Origin of the sequence: Devosia sp. XGJD_8 (assembly GCF_046614475.1) — a bacterium.
Classification (GTDB): domain Bacteria; phylum Pseudomonadota; class Alphaproteobacteria; order Rhizobiales; family Devosiaceae; genus Devosia.
Map to the genome: position 1 here is coordinate 1413335 of NZ_JBKJHF010000001.1, position 17255 is coordinate 1430589.

8 protein-coding genes are annotated in these 17255 nt (G+C 64.8%); 4 read left to right on the forward strand and 4 right to left on the reverse strand.

All coding sequences use genetic code 11. The features are described from left to right. Window positions 1-56 precede the first annotated feature (56 nt). The gene (locus ACLI1C_RS06675; protein WP_411396098.1) at window positions 57-2939 is read left to right on the forward strand and encodes a bifunctional [glutamine synthetase] adenylyltransferase/[glutamine synthetase]-adenylyl-L-tyrosine phosphorylase; all 2883 of its coding nucleotides are present in this window, start codon (window positions 57-59) and stop codon (window positions 2937-2939) included. Window positions 2940-2955: 16 nt separating this feature from the next. Here ACLI1C_RS06675 and ACLI1C_RS06680 read toward each other — a convergent pair whose 3' ends face one another. Together ACLI1C_RS06680 and pepN are read right to left on the reverse strand one after the other, a co-directional pair. Further along, window positions 2956-4608 carry a sensor histidine kinase gene (locus tag ACLI1C_RS06680; RefSeq protein WP_411396100.1) on the reverse strand — a complete coding sequence of 551 codons (1653 nt, stop codon included), beginning with the start codon at window positions 4606-4608 and terminating at the stop codon, window positions 2956-2958. Between the two features lie 348 nt (window positions 4609-4956). Next, entirely contained in the window at window positions 4957-7596 is a 2640-nt protein-coding gene (gene pepN, locus ACLI1C_RS06685; protein WP_411396101.1) for an aminopeptidase N, read from the reverse strand. 315 nt (window positions 7597-7911) lie between these two features. Here pepN and ACLI1C_RS06690 point away from each other — a divergent pair, with 315 nt between their 5' ends. Beyond that, window positions 7912-9762 carry an ABC transporter ATP-binding protein gene (locus ACLI1C_RS06690; RefSeq protein ID WP_411396102.1) on the forward strand — a complete coding sequence of 617 codons (1851 nt, stop codon included), beginning with the start codon at window positions 7912-7914 and terminating at the stop codon, window positions 9760-9762. A 337-nt stretch (window positions 9763-10099) separates the two neighbouring features. Beyond that, on the forward strand, window positions 10100-11953 hold the full coding sequence (locus tag ACLI1C_RS06695) for an ABC transporter ATP-binding protein (RefSeq protein WP_411396103.1): 1854 nt from the start codon (window positions 10100-10102) through the stop codon (window positions 11951-11953). A gap of 50 nt (window positions 11954-12003) precedes the next feature. Here the strand turns inward: ACLI1C_RS06695 and ACLI1C_RS06700 are convergent, their stop codons facing one another. Next, window positions 12004-12318 carry a YciI family protein gene (locus ACLI1C_RS06700; protein ID WP_411396104.1) on the reverse strand — a complete coding sequence of 105 codons (315 nt, stop codon included), beginning with the start codon at window positions 12316-12318 and terminating at the stop codon, window positions 12004-12006. Window positions 12319-12495: 177 nt separating this feature from the next. Next, complete coding sequence (locus ACLI1C_RS06705) at window positions 12496-14472, reverse strand: putative bifunctional diguanylate cyclase/phosphodiesterase (protein ID WP_411396105.1); 1977 nt, start codon at window positions 14470-14472, stop codon at window positions 12496-12498. Window positions 14473-14728: 256 nt separating this feature from the next. On the opposite strand from ACLI1C_RS06705, the gene ACLI1C_RS06710 reads away from it, so the two are divergent. Then, complete coding sequence (locus tag ACLI1C_RS06710) at window positions 14729-17248, forward strand: glycosyl hydrolase 2 galactose-binding domain-containing protein (RefSeq protein ID WP_411396106.1); 2520 nt, start codon at window positions 14729-14731, stop codon at window positions 17246-17248. The last annotated feature ends 7 nt before the right edge of the window (window positions 17249-17255 follow it).

Below are 17255 nucleotides of genomic sequence, written 5' to 3' on the forward strand. Positions count from 1 at the left end.
GGGAGAGAAGGGAAGGCCACCTTGCTCCCATCCCACGGCCACGCTAATCCTCGCTCATGGTCATCAAGCTCCACGCACTGCCGCCCATCGAGACGCCGCGTTTCAGTGCCTGGCTGGACGAACTTCCCGCTGAGCAACAGAGGATTCTGGCTGCAGCATCGCTCACGCTTGGCCCGTTGCTGGAAGCAGCGCCCTATCTGCTTGCCCTGGCCCAGGCCAATCCCGACTGGTTGGCCGCCACGCTTTCCGACAGCGCCGACGGCGCCTTCACCGACATAATCGACATTGTCGAAACCCTCGGCCGCACCGCGGCCAGCGAGGACGCTCTGGCGCCGGTGCTGCGCATCGCCAAGGGCCGGACGGCGCTGCTGGCGGCCCTGGCTGAAGCCGGGGGCGCCTGGACGACGGCACAGGCCACCGCAGCCCTGTCCGATCTGGCCGACGCCGCGCTCGACGCCGCGCTCAACCTGCTGATGCGCCAGGCCGCCGAGCGCGGCCAGCTGGCCATTCCTGCCAGCGAGGCGACGGCCGCCCGTTCGGGCCTGGCCATCTTCGCGCTGGGCAAGCATGGCGGGCAGGAGCTCAACTACTCGTCCGACATCGATATCGTCGCCTTCTACGACCTCGAAAAGGGCGTGCTCGCCGACCCCGGCGAGGCAACGAAATTCTATTCCCGCATGGTGCAGAAGCTGGTCGGCCTGATGGAAGACCGCCAGGCCCACGGCTATGTGTTCCGCACCGACCTGCGCCTGCGTCCCGATCCCGGCTCGACCCCGGTCGCGCTCTCCTTCGAGGCAGCGCTCGCCTATTACGAAGTGCGCGGCCAGAACTGGGAACGCGCTGCCTGGATCAAGGCCCGCGCCTGCGCCGGCGACCTGCGGGTGGGCGAGGCCTTCCTGCGCGAACTGGCGCCCTATGTCTGGCGCAAGCATCTCGACTTCGCCACCATCGCCGATATCCAGGCCATGAAGCGGCAGATCAACATTTCCAAGAATGTCGGCGATATCCGGGTCGAGGGCCACAACGTCAAGCTCGGCCGCGGCGGCATCCGCGAGATCGAGTTCTTTACCCAGACCCAGCAGCTCATTGCCGGCGGCCGCGACAAGTCGCTGCGCGTCAAGCCCACCGCCCACGCCCTGGCGGCTCTGGCCGATGCCAACTGGATCACTCCCAAGGCGGCAACCGAGCTGACCCAGACCTACTGGTATCTGCGGGCCGTCGAGAACCGGCTGCAGATGCTGCGCGACGAGCAGACCCATGTCATGCCCGCCGCGCCCGAGGATGTCGCCGTCATCGGCCGGCTGATGGGTGAACCCAACCTGCGCCGCTTTGAATCGGACTATCGCGCCGCGCTCGAGCGGGTGGTCGGTTACTATTCCGAGCTCTTCACCGAAGGCGAAACGCTGGGCAGCGGCGAGGGCAATCTCGTCTTTACCGGCAGCGACGACGATCCCGGCACGGTGGAGACGCTGAGCGCCATGGGCTTCGCCGACCCGTCCAAGGCCATCGCCACGGTGCGCAAGTGGCACTATGGCAGCTATCCCGCCACCAGCGCCGCGGCCGCCCGCGCCCATCTCACCGAGCTGCTGCCGGCCCTGCTGACCACGCTGGGCGCCGCGGGCAATGCCGACGAGGCCATGGCCAAGTTCGACAATTTCCTGTCGCGCCTGCCCACCGGCGTACAGCTCTTCGCCCTGCTGCGCAGCCATGCCAGCCTGCGCACGCTATTGGTCCAGCTCATGGCCTCGGCGCCGCGCATGTCCGAAGCGGTCATCCACCGCGCCCATGTCATGGATGGCCTGATCGATCCGGCCTTCGCCAATGAGGTGACCCACCGCGACGTGCTCATCGCCAAGGTGGACGCCTTCCTCGCCGATTCCCGCTCCTACGAGGAAATCATCGACCGCGCCCGCATCATCGGGCAGGAGCAGAAATTCCTCGTCGCCGCCGGCCTGCTCTCCGGCACGGTCAGCGCCACCGGGGCAGGGGAGCAGTTCACCGCCCTCGCCGAAACCCTGGTGCACCGCCTGCTCGACAGCGTCAGCGCTGAATTCGAGCGCCGCCATGGCAAGCTGGCCGGCGGGCGCGTAGCCCTGCTGGCCTTCGGCAAGATGGCCAGCCGCGAAATGACGGCGACGTCGGACCTCGATTTCATCCTGCTCTACGACGCCCCCGACACTGAGTCCGATGGCGACAAGCCGTTGAGCACCAATCACTACTATACCCGCCTCACCCAGCGCCTGGTGGCAGCCGTCACCTCACCCACCGCCGAGGGCGTGCTCTACGAGGCCGACATGCGGCTGCGGCCCTCGGGCAATGCCGGCCCGCTGGCGACGAGCCTGACAGGCTTCCGCGCCTATCACCGCGATAATGCCTGGACCTGGGAACATCTGGCGCTGAGCCGGGCCCGCGTCATCGCCGCCGATGCCGGCTTCGGCTACGAGGTCGATGCGGCCATTGCCGAAGTCATGTCGCGCACGCGCGACGTCGCCAAGACCATCGATGACGTCGTCTCCATGCGCGCCCTGATGGCCAAGGAGCGCCCGGCGCGCCACCCCTTCGATCTCAAGCTCACCGAGGGCGGTCTGGTCGATCTCGAATTCATGGCCCAGTCGGCCCAGCTGGTCGCCGGCGCCACCATCGGCCTGCCGCAGGCTTTGACCACCCGCGTCCTCGCCCGGCTGGGCGAGACCGGCCTCGTGCCCGAAGGCGCAAGGCTGGCCGAAATCCACGAAACCTATTCCACCGTGCTGCAGGTGATGAGCTCGGCGCTGATCAGCCCGTTCAAGGACGAGGCCTGGACCTCCGCCTTCAAGGAATTGCTGGCCGGCCTGACGCACTATCCCGATTTCACCCGGCTGGAACTGGATCTGGTCCAGATGCGCAGCGAAGTCAGCTCCGCCGCGGCGAAATGGTACGAGAAGGCGCGGGGGCTCTAGCACCCTAGGTGAAGTGCTAAGCCGCGACCCGGACGCTTTCCGCGCCCAGCGGCAGGGATATGGCCACGGTGGTTCCCAGCGTCGGGCTGGAATCGATGGCCAGATGTCCGCCGCTGAGTTCGGCAATGGCGCGGGAGATGGAAATGCCCAGCCCGGGCCCGACGCCCTCGCGGGTAAAGGTCGCGTCGCCCAGTGCGAAGGGTTGCGACAGGCTGGCGAGACGTTCCTCGTCCATGCCGATGCCCGTATCGGTGACTTCGATCACCACGCCATCGCGCGCCGCAAAGGCCGCCAGCGTGATGCGCCCGCCGCCGGGGGTGAAGCGCAGCGCATTCTCCACGATATTGCCCACCATGCGCACCAGACCCAGCCGGTCGCCCAGCACCACGGCGCCGCAGGGTGCGTCCAGCACGAATGTCAGCCCCGCCCGCGTCGCCTGCGCCCGGAAGCGCTCCAGCACGCTGTCGAGCACTTCGTCCACCGCCACCGGCTCGCTGCGCAGCGACTTCTGCCCGCTTTCCAGCTCCGCCAGGTCGAGGATGGTGGCGAAGGATGCCAGCAGATGCTCGCCCGAAGTCTTGATCGACTGCACATAGTCGGCATAGCGCGCATCGCCCAGCGGACCATAGGTCTGGTGCCGCATCAGTTCGGCAAAGCCGATAATGTGGTTGAGCGGGGTGCGGATATCGTGGCTGAGATGGGCCAGGAAATTGGTCTTGGACCGGCTCGCCGCCTCTGCCTTGAGCTTTTCCTCGTGATAGCGCCGGGCCAGTAGGCGCTGTTCCTGGCGGATGGCATGCAGCATCGTATCGGCGCGGCGTGCCTCTGTGACGTCGCTGACCAGCGTCATGAAGGCGCCATGGCCCAGCGGTCGCTCGTCGATCAGCAGGCACGAGCCATCCTCGCGATGCAGCTCCAGCACCCGGCTGCCGTCATCGTCGTTGATCAGCTTGATATAGCCGCCCATGCTGAGCCGTTTCACCGCGTCCTGGTAGGTCATGCTGCCCTGGCCCAGCTGCAGCCGGTTGCGGTATTGCTCGTTGCAGACGATCAGCTTGCCCGCCTTGGTCCAGCAGGCGACGCCCAGCGGAATGGCCGAGGCCAGCGTGCTGAAATTGTGCCGCTGCATCAGGTCGGGCATGTCGCGGCGCCGGCGCGACGCCAGCAGCGTCATCAGCCCCGCCAGCGCAAAGACCGCCCCGCCGCGCTGCATTACGCCCGTCCAGGCCTGGCTCTGCTCGGTTTCGAGGGCCAGCACGCCATGCGGCTCGGCCGGAACGATCAGGCTGGCCATCAGCGGTGCCGGCGCGGCGGCGTCAGGGCCCAGCAGGCTGGCACGCGTGACGGTCCCGAAGCGGCGGCGCGATGCGGCGAGCACGGCGCCAGCCTCAACGGGCGAGAGCTCGGCAATTTCCGATGCCAGCGCCGTGCCGATGACGGCAAGTTCGCGCCGGGCATCGTCAAAGGTGCGGGCCGTGTCATAGATCACGAACAGCGTGGCGCAGAGCAGCGCGGTCAGGGCCACGGCAATGGTAATGGGCGACACGCCGGGGCGACACGGATGGGCGACCTGTGCTAGGCCACTGTCATCCCGACGGTGCGTATCTGCCTTGCCTTTGCCCGCGCCGAATCCGGTAACGCTGGCGCCGGATGCCTCCGCCGACCGCATGGTATTCTCCCGATTTTGTGGGTTTTGGACCCGCCCGATTTGCCCTTAACGAACAATGAATCAGCCGGACTCTGGTGTCCAGCCCCGCCCATGCGGGCGCGAGCCCCGTTCCGGCAAAATCACGAGTCGGCAGAATCACTTAGCGGGTGAAGAAAAATTCTTCCAACGGCGGCGGGCGTTTGGCCGGGAGGGCAGGATGCAGTCACACCCACCGAACAGCACGTCCCCCTTGATGGTGGAGGTTGGGAGGGGGGCGAGAGCCCGGATATCGGGCCAAACCCTGGCCCCTCCCCACAAGGGGGAGGGTGTCGACTGAGACTCTGCCGGTTTGCTCAGGTGCAGCCGCCCCTACCCCGCCAGCATGCGCGACAGGATATCGCCCGTATTCCGGCTCAGCGTGCCGCTGTTCTGCAACCCCGTCAGCGCCGCCTTGGCGGCATCGCGGCGGCCGCTTTCCAGCATGGGCCAGATGCGGAAACCGGTCAGCACGCGGGCAGCCACCTGCGGGTTGATCTTGTCCACCTCGGCGACGAAATCGGCGACGAAGCGGAAGCCGGCGCCATCGGCCCGCGCAAACTGCGTCGGGTTGCTCATGGCAAAGGTGCCCACCAGCGCGCGCAGCCGGTTGGGATTGGTCTTGGGGAAGCCGGGATCGTCCAGGATGCCCTTCATATCCTCGATCACCCCGTCCCGCGGCGCCGCGGCGGTCACCGTCAGCCACTTGTCCAGCACCAGCGGATCGGCGCCGAACCGGGTCCGGAAATCCGCCAGCATGGCCGGGGCCTCCGCCGTGCCCGCGGATGCCGAAGCCGCCAGCGCGGCCAGCCGGTCGGTCATGTTGCTCGCCTGCGCATATTGCTGCGCTGCCAGCCCGGAGGCACCCGCCGCTTCGCTCGCGACCAGCAGGCTCAGCAGCCGGTTGCGCAATGCCCGCCGTCCGGTGCTGGCCGGGTCGGGCGCGTAAGGCGCGGCGCTGGTCAGGGCGCGATAGGCCGCCAGCAATTCCATGGCCAGCGGCTCGAACACCGCCTTGAGCAGTTGGTCCCGCACTGCGTGAATGGCCGATGGATCGATATCCTTGCCAATGGTCCGGCCGATCAGCGACTCGTCGGGCAGGGCTAGCGCCAGTGCCTTGAAGGCGTCGTCCAGCTCCGTGCTGGCCAGCGTATCGGCCATGGCCTGGCTCAATGCCGTGATCGACTCCTGGCTCCAGGCCGTGCCACCGACCGCGGCCACCGCCAGGTCCATGCCGACATCCTGCAGCGCCTGCCAGCGGTTGAACGGGTCGCTGTCATGCCGCGCCAGGAACAGCTGGTCGGCCTGGCTCGCCCTGCTCTCGAGGATGACCGGCGCGGAAAAGCCGCGCAGCAGCGATGGCACCGGCCGGTTGGCAATGCCCGTAAAGGTGACTTCGGCACTGGGGCCGTCGAGCACGATCATGTCGTCCCGCACTTCGGCGCCGCTGACCCCGCTCCAGCCCATCGGGCTGCCATTGGGGCCGAGCAGGCCGAACTTGATCGGCACCACCAGCGCCTCCTTGCTCGGCTGGCCCGGCGTCGGCGGCGTCTCCTGCTTCAGTTTGAGCGTATAGGTCTGCGCCGCTGCGTCGTAGCTCTCATCCACGCTCAGCCGCGGCGTGCCGGCCTGCAGGTACCAGGTCTTGAACTGGTCGAGATTGACGCCATTGGCATCCGCGAAGGCGGCAAGGAACGCCTCGATCGTCGTGGCCTCGCCGTCATGGCGCTCGAAATAGAGATCCATGCCCTTGCGGAAGCCGGCCTCGCCCAGCAGCGTTGCCAGCATGCGCACGATCTCGGCGCCCTTCTCGTAGACCGTGGTCGTGTAGAAGTTGTTGATCTCGCGATACTGGTCCGGCCGCGGCGGATGGGCCAGCGGGCCGCCATCCTCGGGAAACTGCGCACGGCGCAGCATGGCCACGTCCGAGATGCGCTTGACCGCTCTCGAGCGCTCGTCCGAGGTGAACTCCTGGTCGCGATAGACCGTCAGGCCTTCCTTGAGACAGAGCTGGAACCAGTCCCGGCAAGTGATTCTGTTGCCAGTCCAATTGTGGAAATATTCATGCGCGATGACGCGCTCGATGCCGTCATAGTCGCCATCGGTGGCCGTGTCCGGCTTGGCGAAGACCAGCTTGTCGTTGAAGATGTTGAGGCCCTTGTTCTCCATCGCGCCGAAGTTGAAATCGGAGACGGCGACGATGTTGAAGATGTCGAGGTCATATTCGCGGCCGAAGCGGCGTTCGTCCCAGGCCATGGAGCGCTTGAGGCTGTCCATGGCCCACAGGCACTGCTCTTCCTTGCCATGGGTGCAATAGATGCCCAGCTCTACCTTGCGGCCCGAGGCGGTGGTGAAACTGTCGGTAATCGAGCCGAGGTCGCCCGCCACCAGCGCGAAGAGATAGGCCGGCTTGGGGAAGGGGTCTTCCCACACGGCATAGTGCATGCCGTCGCCGGCATCGCCCTTGTCGACCAGGTTGCCATTTGCCAGCAGCACCGGGGCCAGGTCCAGCGGCGCCGTCATGCGCACCTTGAAGACGGCCAGGTTGTCCGGCCGGTCGAGATAATAGGTGATGCGCCGGAAGCCTTCGGGCTCGCATTGCGTGCACCAGGTGCCGCTCGAACGGTAGAGCCCCATCAGCTTGGTATTGCCCTCGGGCTGCAGCATGACCTCGGTTTCCAGCACGAAGCGGCGCAGCGGCGGCTCGATGATGGTCAGCCCATTGGCATCGGCCGCATAGGCCGACAGCACCAGCGGCAGCCCGTCAATGGCGATCGAGGTGAGGTTGAGTTCATCCCCGTCCAGCACCAGCGGCGTGCCCGGCGCGGTCGTCTCGCGCGGCTCCACCGTCAGCTGCGCCTGCACCCGCGTCTGCTCCGCCAGGATGCGGAAATCCAGCGCCACCGACACGATCCGGTAGGGGCTCGGCGTATAGTCCTTGAGGTAGATGGTATGCTCGGTTTCGGTGCGCATGAACCTGTCCGTCAAATAATCGTCGGTCTGAAATTGACTGTGGCGCCGCCGCAACAGCAAACGCGACGCATTCGTGTATCCTGATCGGCCTGCGACCGCTCCGGTCCACTCTTCTACGCCAATTGGGACGGCATTGGGGAGGGGGCTTTCTTCGGTTGCACACGCTGCTCCTCTGCGTCAATTGAGGGCGTATCGAGCACGGTATCCAATATTCCCGGTCGGCATCGCATCGACCCGTTCGTCCTTGTTCCATCTGAGTTGGAACGCGGGACGCCGTCTGCGCGATGCTCTCCAGGCACATCTAGGTGAACTTCTATGCTGCGTTGGTTCGAACGACGTCTTGATCCCTATCCCGCTGGCGATCCGGTAGAGCCCCCCAAGGGCCTGCTGGCCTTCTGCCTGCACTATTCGCACGGCGCCAAGAAGTGGCTGGCGCTGATGGCCTTTGCCGCCGCCGCCGTGGCAGTGGGCGAAATCGTCGTCTTCGGTTTCATCGGCGATGTGGTGAACTGGCTGGCCGATGCCGACCGCGAGACCTTCCTTGCCACCGATGGCTGGAAGCTGGCGCTCATGGGGGCCATGGTTGTCTTTGTCGTGCCCGCCTTTGCGCTACTCTCCACGCTCACCATGCACCAGACTCTGCTGGGCAACTTCCCCCAGCGCATCCGCTGGATGAGCCATCGCTACCTCATCCGTCAGTCTATGAGCTATTTCCAGGATGAGTTCGCCGGCCGCATCGGCGCCAAGCTGATGCAGACCTCGCTCGCCGTGCGCGAAGTGGTCATGAAGCTGCTCGACATGCTGGTCTATGTCGTCGTGTACTTCACCGGCGCCGTGATCCTGGCGGCCTCTGCCGATTGGCGCCTGGCCATCCCGTTCCTCGTCTGGCTCGTCGCCTATGTGTCGATGATGGTCTATTTCATCCCGCGCCTGGGCAAGATTTCCGAGGCGCAGGCCGATGCCCGTTCGCTGATGACCGGCCGTATCGTCGACAGCTACACCAATATCGCCACCGTCAAGCTCTTCTCCCATTCCAACCGTGAGGAGAAATACGCCAAGGAGGCGATGGACCAGTTCCTCGACACCGCCTACCGGCAGATGCGCCTCTTCAGCGTGCTGAACGTCTCGGTGCTGTGGTCCAATGCCCTGCTGCTCTTCGCGGTGGCGGCGACCGGCATCTGGCTCTGGCTCAATGAGTTGATGACGCCCGGCGCGTTGGCCGTCTCGCTCGGCCTCGTCATGCGCTTCCAGGGCATGAGTCAGTGGGTCATGTGGGAAATGTCCTCGCTGTTCGAGAATATCGGCACGGTGCGCGACGGCATCTCCTCGCTCTCGGTTTCCCGCGTCGTCTCCGACGCGCCCGGGGCCAAGGCGCTGCCCGAGGTCAAGGGCGACATCAAGTTCGAGAATGTCTCCTTCCACTACGGCAAGACTGCCGGGGTGATCGACAATCTCAACCTGCATATCCGTCCCGGCGAGAAGATCGGCCTCGTCGGCCGCTCCGGCGCCGGCAAGTCGACCATCGTCAACCTGCTGCTGCGCTTCTACGACCGTGCCGATGGCAAGATCCTGATCGACGGGCACGACATCGCCCAGGTCACCCAGGATAGCCTGCGCGCCAATATCGGCGTCGTCACGCAGGATACCTCGCTGCTGCATCGTTCGGTGCGCGACAACATCCTCTATGGCCGCCCCGACGCGACCGAGGCGATGATGCGCGAGGCGGCCGATCTGGCGGAGGCGACGGACTTCATTGCCGGGCTCAGCGACGCCAAGGGCCGTAAGGGCTTTGATGCCCATGTCGGCGAACGCGGCGTCAAGCTGTCCGGCGGCCAGCGTCAGCGCATCGCCATTGCCCGCGTCCTGCTCAAGAATGCGCCCATCCTGGTGCTGGACGAAGCGACCTCCGCCCTCGATTCCGAGGTCGAAGCCGCCATCCAGGGCCAGCTGCAGCTGCTGATGAAGGGCAAGACCGTCATCGCCATCGCCCACCGCCTCTCCACCATCGCCATGATGGACCGGCTGGTGGTGCTGGACAAAGGCCGCGTGGTCGAAACCGGCCCCCATGCCCAGCTCGTCGACAGCGGCGGCATCTACAGCCAGCTCTGGCACCGCCAGTCCGGCGGCTTCATCGACGCCGACCAGCCCGAAGAGGCGGCGCAGTAGGCTCTTTCTACCCTCTCCCCTTGAGGGAGAGGGACGACATTTTCTGCGTTCAGCAGAAAATGACAGGGTGAGGGGTGCTGCGCCACCCCATGCTTCAATGTCGGGGGAAGGCGCAGCACCCCTCATCCGCCCTTCGGGCACCTTCTCCCTCAAGGGGAGAAGGAAGAACGCAGACCCAACCAACCAAAGGAGAACCCAGATGGGTGACATCATCACGATCCGAGCCAACGGCAACCCGAACCCCGGTACGCGCCGCAAGTCCAAACCCTCCGATCGTCACCGAACCTGACCCGAGACCAGAACCCTCTGTCAGGCGCGGCTCAAAAATGAGCTCAAAATGTTCAACCGCGTCATTTCCTATTTCGACCATCTTTATTCGCCCACCGCGCTTGCCGAAAACCGGCAGCCGCCCATGGGCCTCCGGCCATTTGTCGGCTACTTCATCGGCCAGTTTCGCGCCGCCTTCATCATCCGCATCCTGCTCGTGTCGATCGGCTCCATTGCCGATGCGCTGATGCCGGTCTTTGTCGGCCTCATCGTCGGCATGCTGGCCACTACCAATCCCGGCGACATCTTCACCAGCCACGGCCAGACCTTCCTCTGGATGATCGTCGTCGTCGTTCTGGTGCGCCCGCTCACCTTTCTGCTCGATACGCTGATCCGCAACCACGCCATCGTGCCCAACCTGGTGGACCTGGTCCGCTGGCAGAGCCATTGGCACGTCATCCGCCAGAGCTGGACCTTCTTCCAGAACGACTTTGCCGGCCGCGTCGCCAACAAGATCATCCAGGCCGGCGAAGCCATCGAGATCGGGGTCAACCTCACCATCGATGCTGCCTGGTATGCCCTGGTCTTCGTCGTCGTGGCCATCATCGTGCTGGCCCAGCTCGATCCGGTCCTGCTGGTGCCCATCGGGGTCTGGCTGCTGCTCTATGCGGTGCTGTTTTCCATCACCATGCCGCTGATTGCCCGCTATTCCGAGGAGCTCTCGGAGAGCAAGTCGGTGATGACTGGCCGGATCGTGGACAGCTACACCAATATCCAGACGCTCAAGACCTTCTCCACCGGCGGGCACGAGGACCGCTACGTGGCCGATTCCATCGATGACCACGCCATCAGCTTCCGGAAGCTCATGCGGGTGTTCACCTATATGTGGTCGACCCTCTTCTTGCTCAATGCGGGCCTCGTGGTCTCGGTCACTTGGCTGGCGCTGACTGGCTGGAACGAGGGCGCGCTGACCGCGGCCGCGGTCGCCACCGCCATCCCCTTCGCGCTGCAGATCATGAATATGAGCGGCTGGATCCTCGAAATCGGCTCCAGCATCTTCCGTCAGATCGGCAATATCCGCGATTCCATGGAGACCATCGCCCAGCCGCTGACCATGCTCGATGGGCCCGAGGCCAAGGCGCTGGCCGTCACCAAAGGCGAGCTGACCTACGACAATGTCAGTTTCAACTACTGGCGCGGCAAGGAGGGCTCGGTCATCGATGCCTTCAACCTCACTGTGGCGCCGGGCGAAAAGATCGGCCTCGTCGGACGGTCCGGCTCGGGCAAGTCGACCCTGGTCAACCTCGCTTTGCGCATGTTTGACGTGCAGGACGGGGCGATCCGCATCGATGGGCAGGATGTGCGGAGCGTGACGCAGGAAAGCGTCCGCGCCGCCATTGGCCTTGTCAGCCAGGACACGTCCCTGCTGCATCGCTCGGTCCGGGAGAACCTCAAATATGGCCGCCAGAATGCGACCGACGAGGAAATGATGCGGGCCGCCGAGCAGGCCAGGATTCATGACGTCATCATGGGTCTGGTCGATCCCAAGGGCAATCGTGGCTACGACGCCCATGTCGGCGAACGCGGCGTCAAGCTCTCCGGCGGCCAGCGCCAGCGCGTCGCCATTGCCCGCGTCCTGCTCAAGAACGCGCCCATCCTGGTGCTCGACGAAGCCACCTCCGCCCTCGATTCCGAGGTAGAGGCGGCCATCCAGGAGCAGCTCACCACGCTGATGCAGGGCAAGACGGTGATCGCAATTGCCCACCGTCTCTCAACCATCGCGGCCATGGACCGGCTCGTCGTGCTGGAGCAGGGCCAGATCGTGGAGGAGGGGACCCATGCCCAGCTGCTGGCCTCTGGCGGGCACTATGCGCAGCTGTGGGAACGCCAGTCCGGCGGTTTCCTCGACCTGGAGGCGTCCTGAAATCGCCCAATGAAAAGGCTGCGCCCGGCCTCGCCGCCGGGCGCAGCACCCTACATCTCGATCAGCTCGCAGACTTCCACGCTCCCGCCCGCTGCCAGGATCGGGCAACCCTTGGCGATGGCATTGGCCGCGTCATGGCTGTCGGCAGTCACCACCGTATAGCCGCTGAATGGATTGGCCCCGCCGTCATTGCTGACGCTGCCATCGCTATGCACGGTCATCGACCGGCCGGCCGCTGCCCCGCCATCGGCCAATTGGCCGCCCATGGCCGCGTACCAGTCCGTCCAGGCCGCCATGACCTTGGCGCCTTCCTCCTCGGTCTCGGGCATGCTGCCGCCGTGATAGGCGAATATGTATCTTGGCATCCTTGCCTCCCTTGGCTTGCCACATCTGGCCGGGTGCGGCCGGGGCCCGCGCCGCCGGATCACCTGGCTACTGGAGTCGAGAAAACCCTGCCGCCCGCCGGGGCGGGTTGGACGTATCGATCATGATGATACTGCCGCGCGACCCGCGGGTCCACGATGGCGTTGCTGCCAGTGCGGCTAGCTTGCGGCGCCGAAGATCTGGTTGCGGTGGGCCTGCCAGCCCTTGCGCTCGCTCGACAGCTGCTCGATCACCATGTCCTCGGTCATCGGCCTGCCGAACAGGTAGCCCTGCATCACCGTGCCGCCCAGCCCGAGCAGGGCGTCGAGCTGCTGCTCGGTCTCGATGCCCTCGAAGACGCAGGAAATCCCCAGGTTCCGGCACAGGTCGACCGTGGTCTTGATGATGGCCCGGCTGGTGGGATCGCTGGTCACTTCCGCCACAAAGCTGCGGTCCACCTTGATCCGGTCCAGCGGCAGCTTCTGCACATGGGTGAGGCTCGAATGGCCGGTGCCGAAATCGTCCAGCGCAATGCGCGACCCCAGCGCCAGCAGCGACAGCAGCGCCTGGTTGGCCTGCTCCATGTCCCGCATCACTGCGGTCTCGGTGATTTCGAAGTCGATCCGGCAGGGGGCGCCGGCGCGCGTCACCATCGAGACAATGGCGCCGATGGCCGTGAAGGACGCCAGGTCATGCGCGGAGAGGTTCACCGACAGCCGCAGCGAATTGGGCAGCCGCGCCGAAGCGGCCAGCGCCTTGCGCAGCACCGTCTGGGTGATCCGCGAGATCACGCCGATCCGCTCGGCCATCGGAATGAACTCGGCCGGCGAAACATCGCCCAGCGTCGGGCTGCGCCAGCGGGCCAGCACTTCGTAGCCCGTGGTCCGGTTGAGCGCGATGTCGAACTGCGGCTGGAACAGGATGTGGATTTCCTCGTCCAGGTTGGCCGTCCGCAGCGCGTGTTCGAGCGTCCGGACCTTGCTGATTTCCTTGGCGTGCCGCTCCGAGAAGATGACGGCCGCGCCGCGCGCTTCGCGCTTGGCGATGGAGGTGGCGTAGTCGGCCCGGTCATAGAGCGTCTCGGCGCTGTCGCCCGGGCGTGACGTGGCAAAGCCCACCGAGGCCGACAGGTGGATGATGGCATTGGGCAGGTCGAAGCTGAGCCGCATCGCATTGCTCAACACTTCCCCGCGCGTGCGCAGGCCGGCCTCGTGCAGGTCGCCCTGCATGATCAGGGCGAAATTGTCGGCGCTGAGCCGGGCCACGAATGTGTCGGCCTTGCGCAGCGCCATAAGGCGCCTGGCGGACTCGATCAGCACACGATCGCCGGTGATCTGCCCGAAGGTCTCGTTGATCGCCTTGAAACTGTCGAGATCGAGCCGGGCGACAGCGATCGTGCTGCCGGCGGCCTGCGCGGCCGCGAGCGTCTCGCTGAGCTGGCGGTCAAAGGAGCGGCGGTTGGGCAAGCCGGTCAGGCTGTCCATATTGGCAAGCCGGTTGTTTTCGTCCGACAGCCGCTGCGTCTCGCTCTGCTTGCGCTCGATCGCGGCGCGCGAGGCCACCAGTGCACCGAAGTCCTGGTAATTGCCGAACAGGATCGACATCAGCCCGGCGACGACCAGCACGAAGTTGAACGCCAGGGCCCCGAAAACCGGATTGCCGCTCATCACGAAAAAGGCAGTGAAGGGTACGATGACGCACAGCGCCACCATGGTGGCCGCGGCGCGCAGATGCATCAGGCAGAACACGCAGCATATGCTGGTCAGGCCCATATAGAAGGCGACATGGGACTGCTGGTAGGCATTGCCATAGGGATAAAGGCTCAGCGCCCACCAGGAAAACCCGATCCCGAGAATGCCGGCGACCAGGACCGCGCTGACCAGCAGGCGCCGTGCCTTTTCGTGCGATATGGGCCGGCCCCGCGTGCGCAGCCACATGGTGATGCGGATGAAGCAGACCAGCGCCAACAGGCCCGGCACAACCAGTCGCAACAGTTCGGGGGCCTCGGTATGGGTGGCGGCAAGCACCAGAGAATTGACCAGCAGGATGCCGTACATCAGCGGCACCTGGCGACTGAAGGCGCGCGCCTGCGCCTGAACCAGATCGGGATCATCCGGAACGGCAAAGAACCGCTTTATGGTCATCAGAGCCGACATTGGCCTTCTGGCCTCCTCGTATCGGCCGAAACTACCCGCACAAACCCTAATAGACACGTAAACGGAACCGTCCGACCTGCAACAATTCTGCTGAAATCGGCCGTGGCAACGATGCAATTGCCGCAAAATCTGCGTTCGAGCCCATTGGAACACTCCGCGAGTCCGGCTAGAAGGCTGCTGCAATCGATTGCAGCGGGCGATCATGACCAGCCAAATGCGCGCTGGCGCCGCCGCAAAATGCCTTCAGGAGACGACCATGGCCATGCCAGCCACCTATTCCGCCCTCGATTTGCAGGGCACTTTCACCCTGTCGTCTCCGAGCAATGATATCACCGCGCCGATCCAGTTGCCCGGCGACGTGCACACCGCGCTTCTGGCGGAAAACCGCATTCCCGATCCCTATTTCGGCGAGAACGAAAAGACGGTGATGTGGGTCAACGAGACCGCCTGGTCCGTCGAGCGCCGCTTCACCGCCACCCCGGCCGATATCGATGGCTATCTGACCCTCACCCTGGCCGAGGTCGATTGCATTGCCACCATCCTGCTCAATGGCGAGGTTATCGCCAAAACGCAGAACAGCTTCATCCGCAACGACATCGACGTGACCGGCAAGGTGCGCGCGGGCGACAACACGCTGCGCATCGAATTCGACATTGCCCCCGATGTCGCCAAGGCGCGCGCGGACGCCCATCCCTTCCCGATCCCCTTCACCAAGAACTACCAGACCAACGGGTTGAAGGGCATCCACATGAACTTCATCCGCAAGGCCGCGTGCCATGCGGGTTGGGATTGGGGCATCTGCATCATGCCCATCGGTGTCTATGGCACCATGAGCCTGCGCAAGTCGCGGCTGGCGCGTCAGGAGAGTGTCCAGGTCGATCAGGCTCATGGCAGCAATTCGGTCGAACTGACTCTGAAGACTCGCGTTTTTGCCTTTGCTCACGGTGAAGTGGAACTTGAACACACCATCGACGGGCAGGTGATCGCCGACAAGCTGGTGGTCAACAAGGGTGAGAACGTCTTCACCCACAATGTCACCATTCGCAATCCACGCCTCTGGTGGCCGGCGGGGCAGGGCGAGCAGCCGCTTTACGAGCTGGTCACCAATCTCGAGGGTGAGAAGACCACCCGCCAGATCGGCCTGCGCAAGCTCGAATGGATCGTCGAGAAGGACGAGATCGACCACTCCTTCAAGTGCCGCATCAACGGCCGCGATATCTCGATGCTCGGCGCCAACTGGATTCCCGCCGACGCCATTCCGTCCCGCATCACTCCCGCCGTCATCCGCGACCTGCTCGAAAGCGCCAAGGCCGCCAACATGAACATGCTGCGCATCTGGGGTGGCGGCCAATACGAGCCCGACTATTTCTACGAAATGTGCGACGAGCTCGGCATCCTGATCTGGCACGATTTCATGTTCGCCTGCATGAGCTATCCGTCCGATCGTCCCTTCCTCGACAATGTCCGCACCGAGATCACCCAGCAGGTGCGCCGCCTCAGCCACCATGCCTCGATCGCGCTCTGGTGCGGCGACAATGAAGTCATCGGTTCGCTGCACTGGTATCCCGAGACCAAGGCCTCGCCCGAGCGCTATGTCGCCAACTACGATCGCCTCAACAGCATGCTCGGCAATATCGTCGAGGACGAGGATCCGGCCCGCCGCTTCTGGCCGTCCTCGCCGTCCATGGGCTATCTCGATTTCTCCGACGGCTGGCATGCCGATACGCGCGGCGACACCCACTATTGGGACGTCTGGCACTCGGCCAAGCCCTTCGAGGCCTATCGCACGGTCAATCCACGCTTTGCCTCCGAATTCGGCTTCCAGTCCTTCACCTCGATGAATGTCATCGAAACCTTCGCCGAACCCAAGGACCGCAATCCGTCCTCCCCGGTCATGGAAAACCACCAGCGCAATGCCGGTGGCAATGCCCGCATCCTCGAGACCATGACGCGCTATTTCCGCTTCCCGCGCGATTTCGACCAGATGGTCTTCCTCAGCCAGATCCAGCAGGGCCTCGCCATCAAGACCGCCATCGAATACTGGCGCTCCACCAAGCCGCGCTGCATGGGCACCCTGTTCTGGCAGATCAACGACATCTGGCCGGTCGCCTCCTGGTCGAGCCTCGATTACGGCGGGCAGTGGAAGCTGCTGCAATACATGGCCAAGCGCTTCTTCCTGCCGGTCAATGTCGTCGCCGTGCCGGTGCATGACGATGTCGCCACCAACTCGCGCGGCACCCCGGTCGAGAATGCCCCGCCGACCAGCATTGTCTTCCGCGGCATCAACGACACCGCCGGCCCGGTCAGTGTCGCGCTCGAAATCAAGGCCGTGAAGATTGCCGGGGGCGAACGTGTGGTCTTTTCCGGCAATACCGCCATTGGGCCGGACGCCGCGATCACCGTCGCAACCCTTCCCTTCGATGATCTGGCTGCCGACGAGTTCCTGTTCTTCTCCTGGCGCGATGCCAAGGGCAACCTGCTGGGCGAAAACGACTATTTCCCCATGCCCTACAAGGCCTATGAACTGGTTCAGCCCAAGGTCCGGGCCGCCTGGTCCGATGTCGATGGTCAGCTCGTGCTGAGCCTGACCAGCGACCAGCCGGCCCTCTTCGTCACCGCCACCGTCGATGCGCCCGGCTATTTCTCCGACAATGCCGTGACCCTTCTGCCGGGCCGCACCACCGACCTCACCTTCACCCCCCGCCACGGCGCCACCCCATCGGCCTCCGAGCTGATCACCTCCCTGAAAGTCCGCAACCTCAGCGAGACGTTCTAGGACGCCC

Excerpts from the sequence above, each read along its gene's own strand:
- ACLI1C_RS06675 (WP_411396098.1), top strand. The coding sequence starts at position 57 with ATGGTCATCAAGCTCCACGCACTGCCGCCCATCGAGACGCCGCGTTTC.
- ACLI1C_RS06680 (WP_411396100.1), bottom strand. The coding sequence starts at position 4,608 with ATGCGGTCGGCGGAGGCATCCGGCGCCAGCGTTACCGGATTCGGCGCG.
- pepN (WP_411396101.1), bottom strand. The coding sequence starts at position 7,596 with ATGCGCACCGAAACCGAGCATACCATCTACCTCAAGGACTATACGCCG.
- ACLI1C_RS06690 (WP_411396102.1), top strand. The coding sequence starts at position 7,912 with ATGCTGCGTTGGTTCGAACGACGTCTTGATCCCTATCCCGCTGGCGAT.
- ACLI1C_RS06695 (WP_411396103.1), top strand. The coding sequence starts at position 10,100 with ATGTTCAACCGCGTCATTTCCTATTTCGACCATCTTTATTCGCCCACC.
- ACLI1C_RS06700 (WP_411396104.1), bottom strand. The coding sequence starts at position 12,318 with ATGCCAAGATACATATTCGCCTATCACGGCGGCAGCATGCCCGAGACC.
- ACLI1C_RS06705 (WP_411396105.1), bottom strand. The coding sequence starts at position 14,472 with ATGTCGGCTCTGATGACCATAAAGCGGTTCTTTGCCGTTCCGGATGAT.
- ACLI1C_RS06710 (WP_411396106.1), top strand. The coding sequence starts at position 14,729 with ATGGCCATGCCAGCCACCTATTCCGCCCTCGATTTGCAGGGCACTTTC.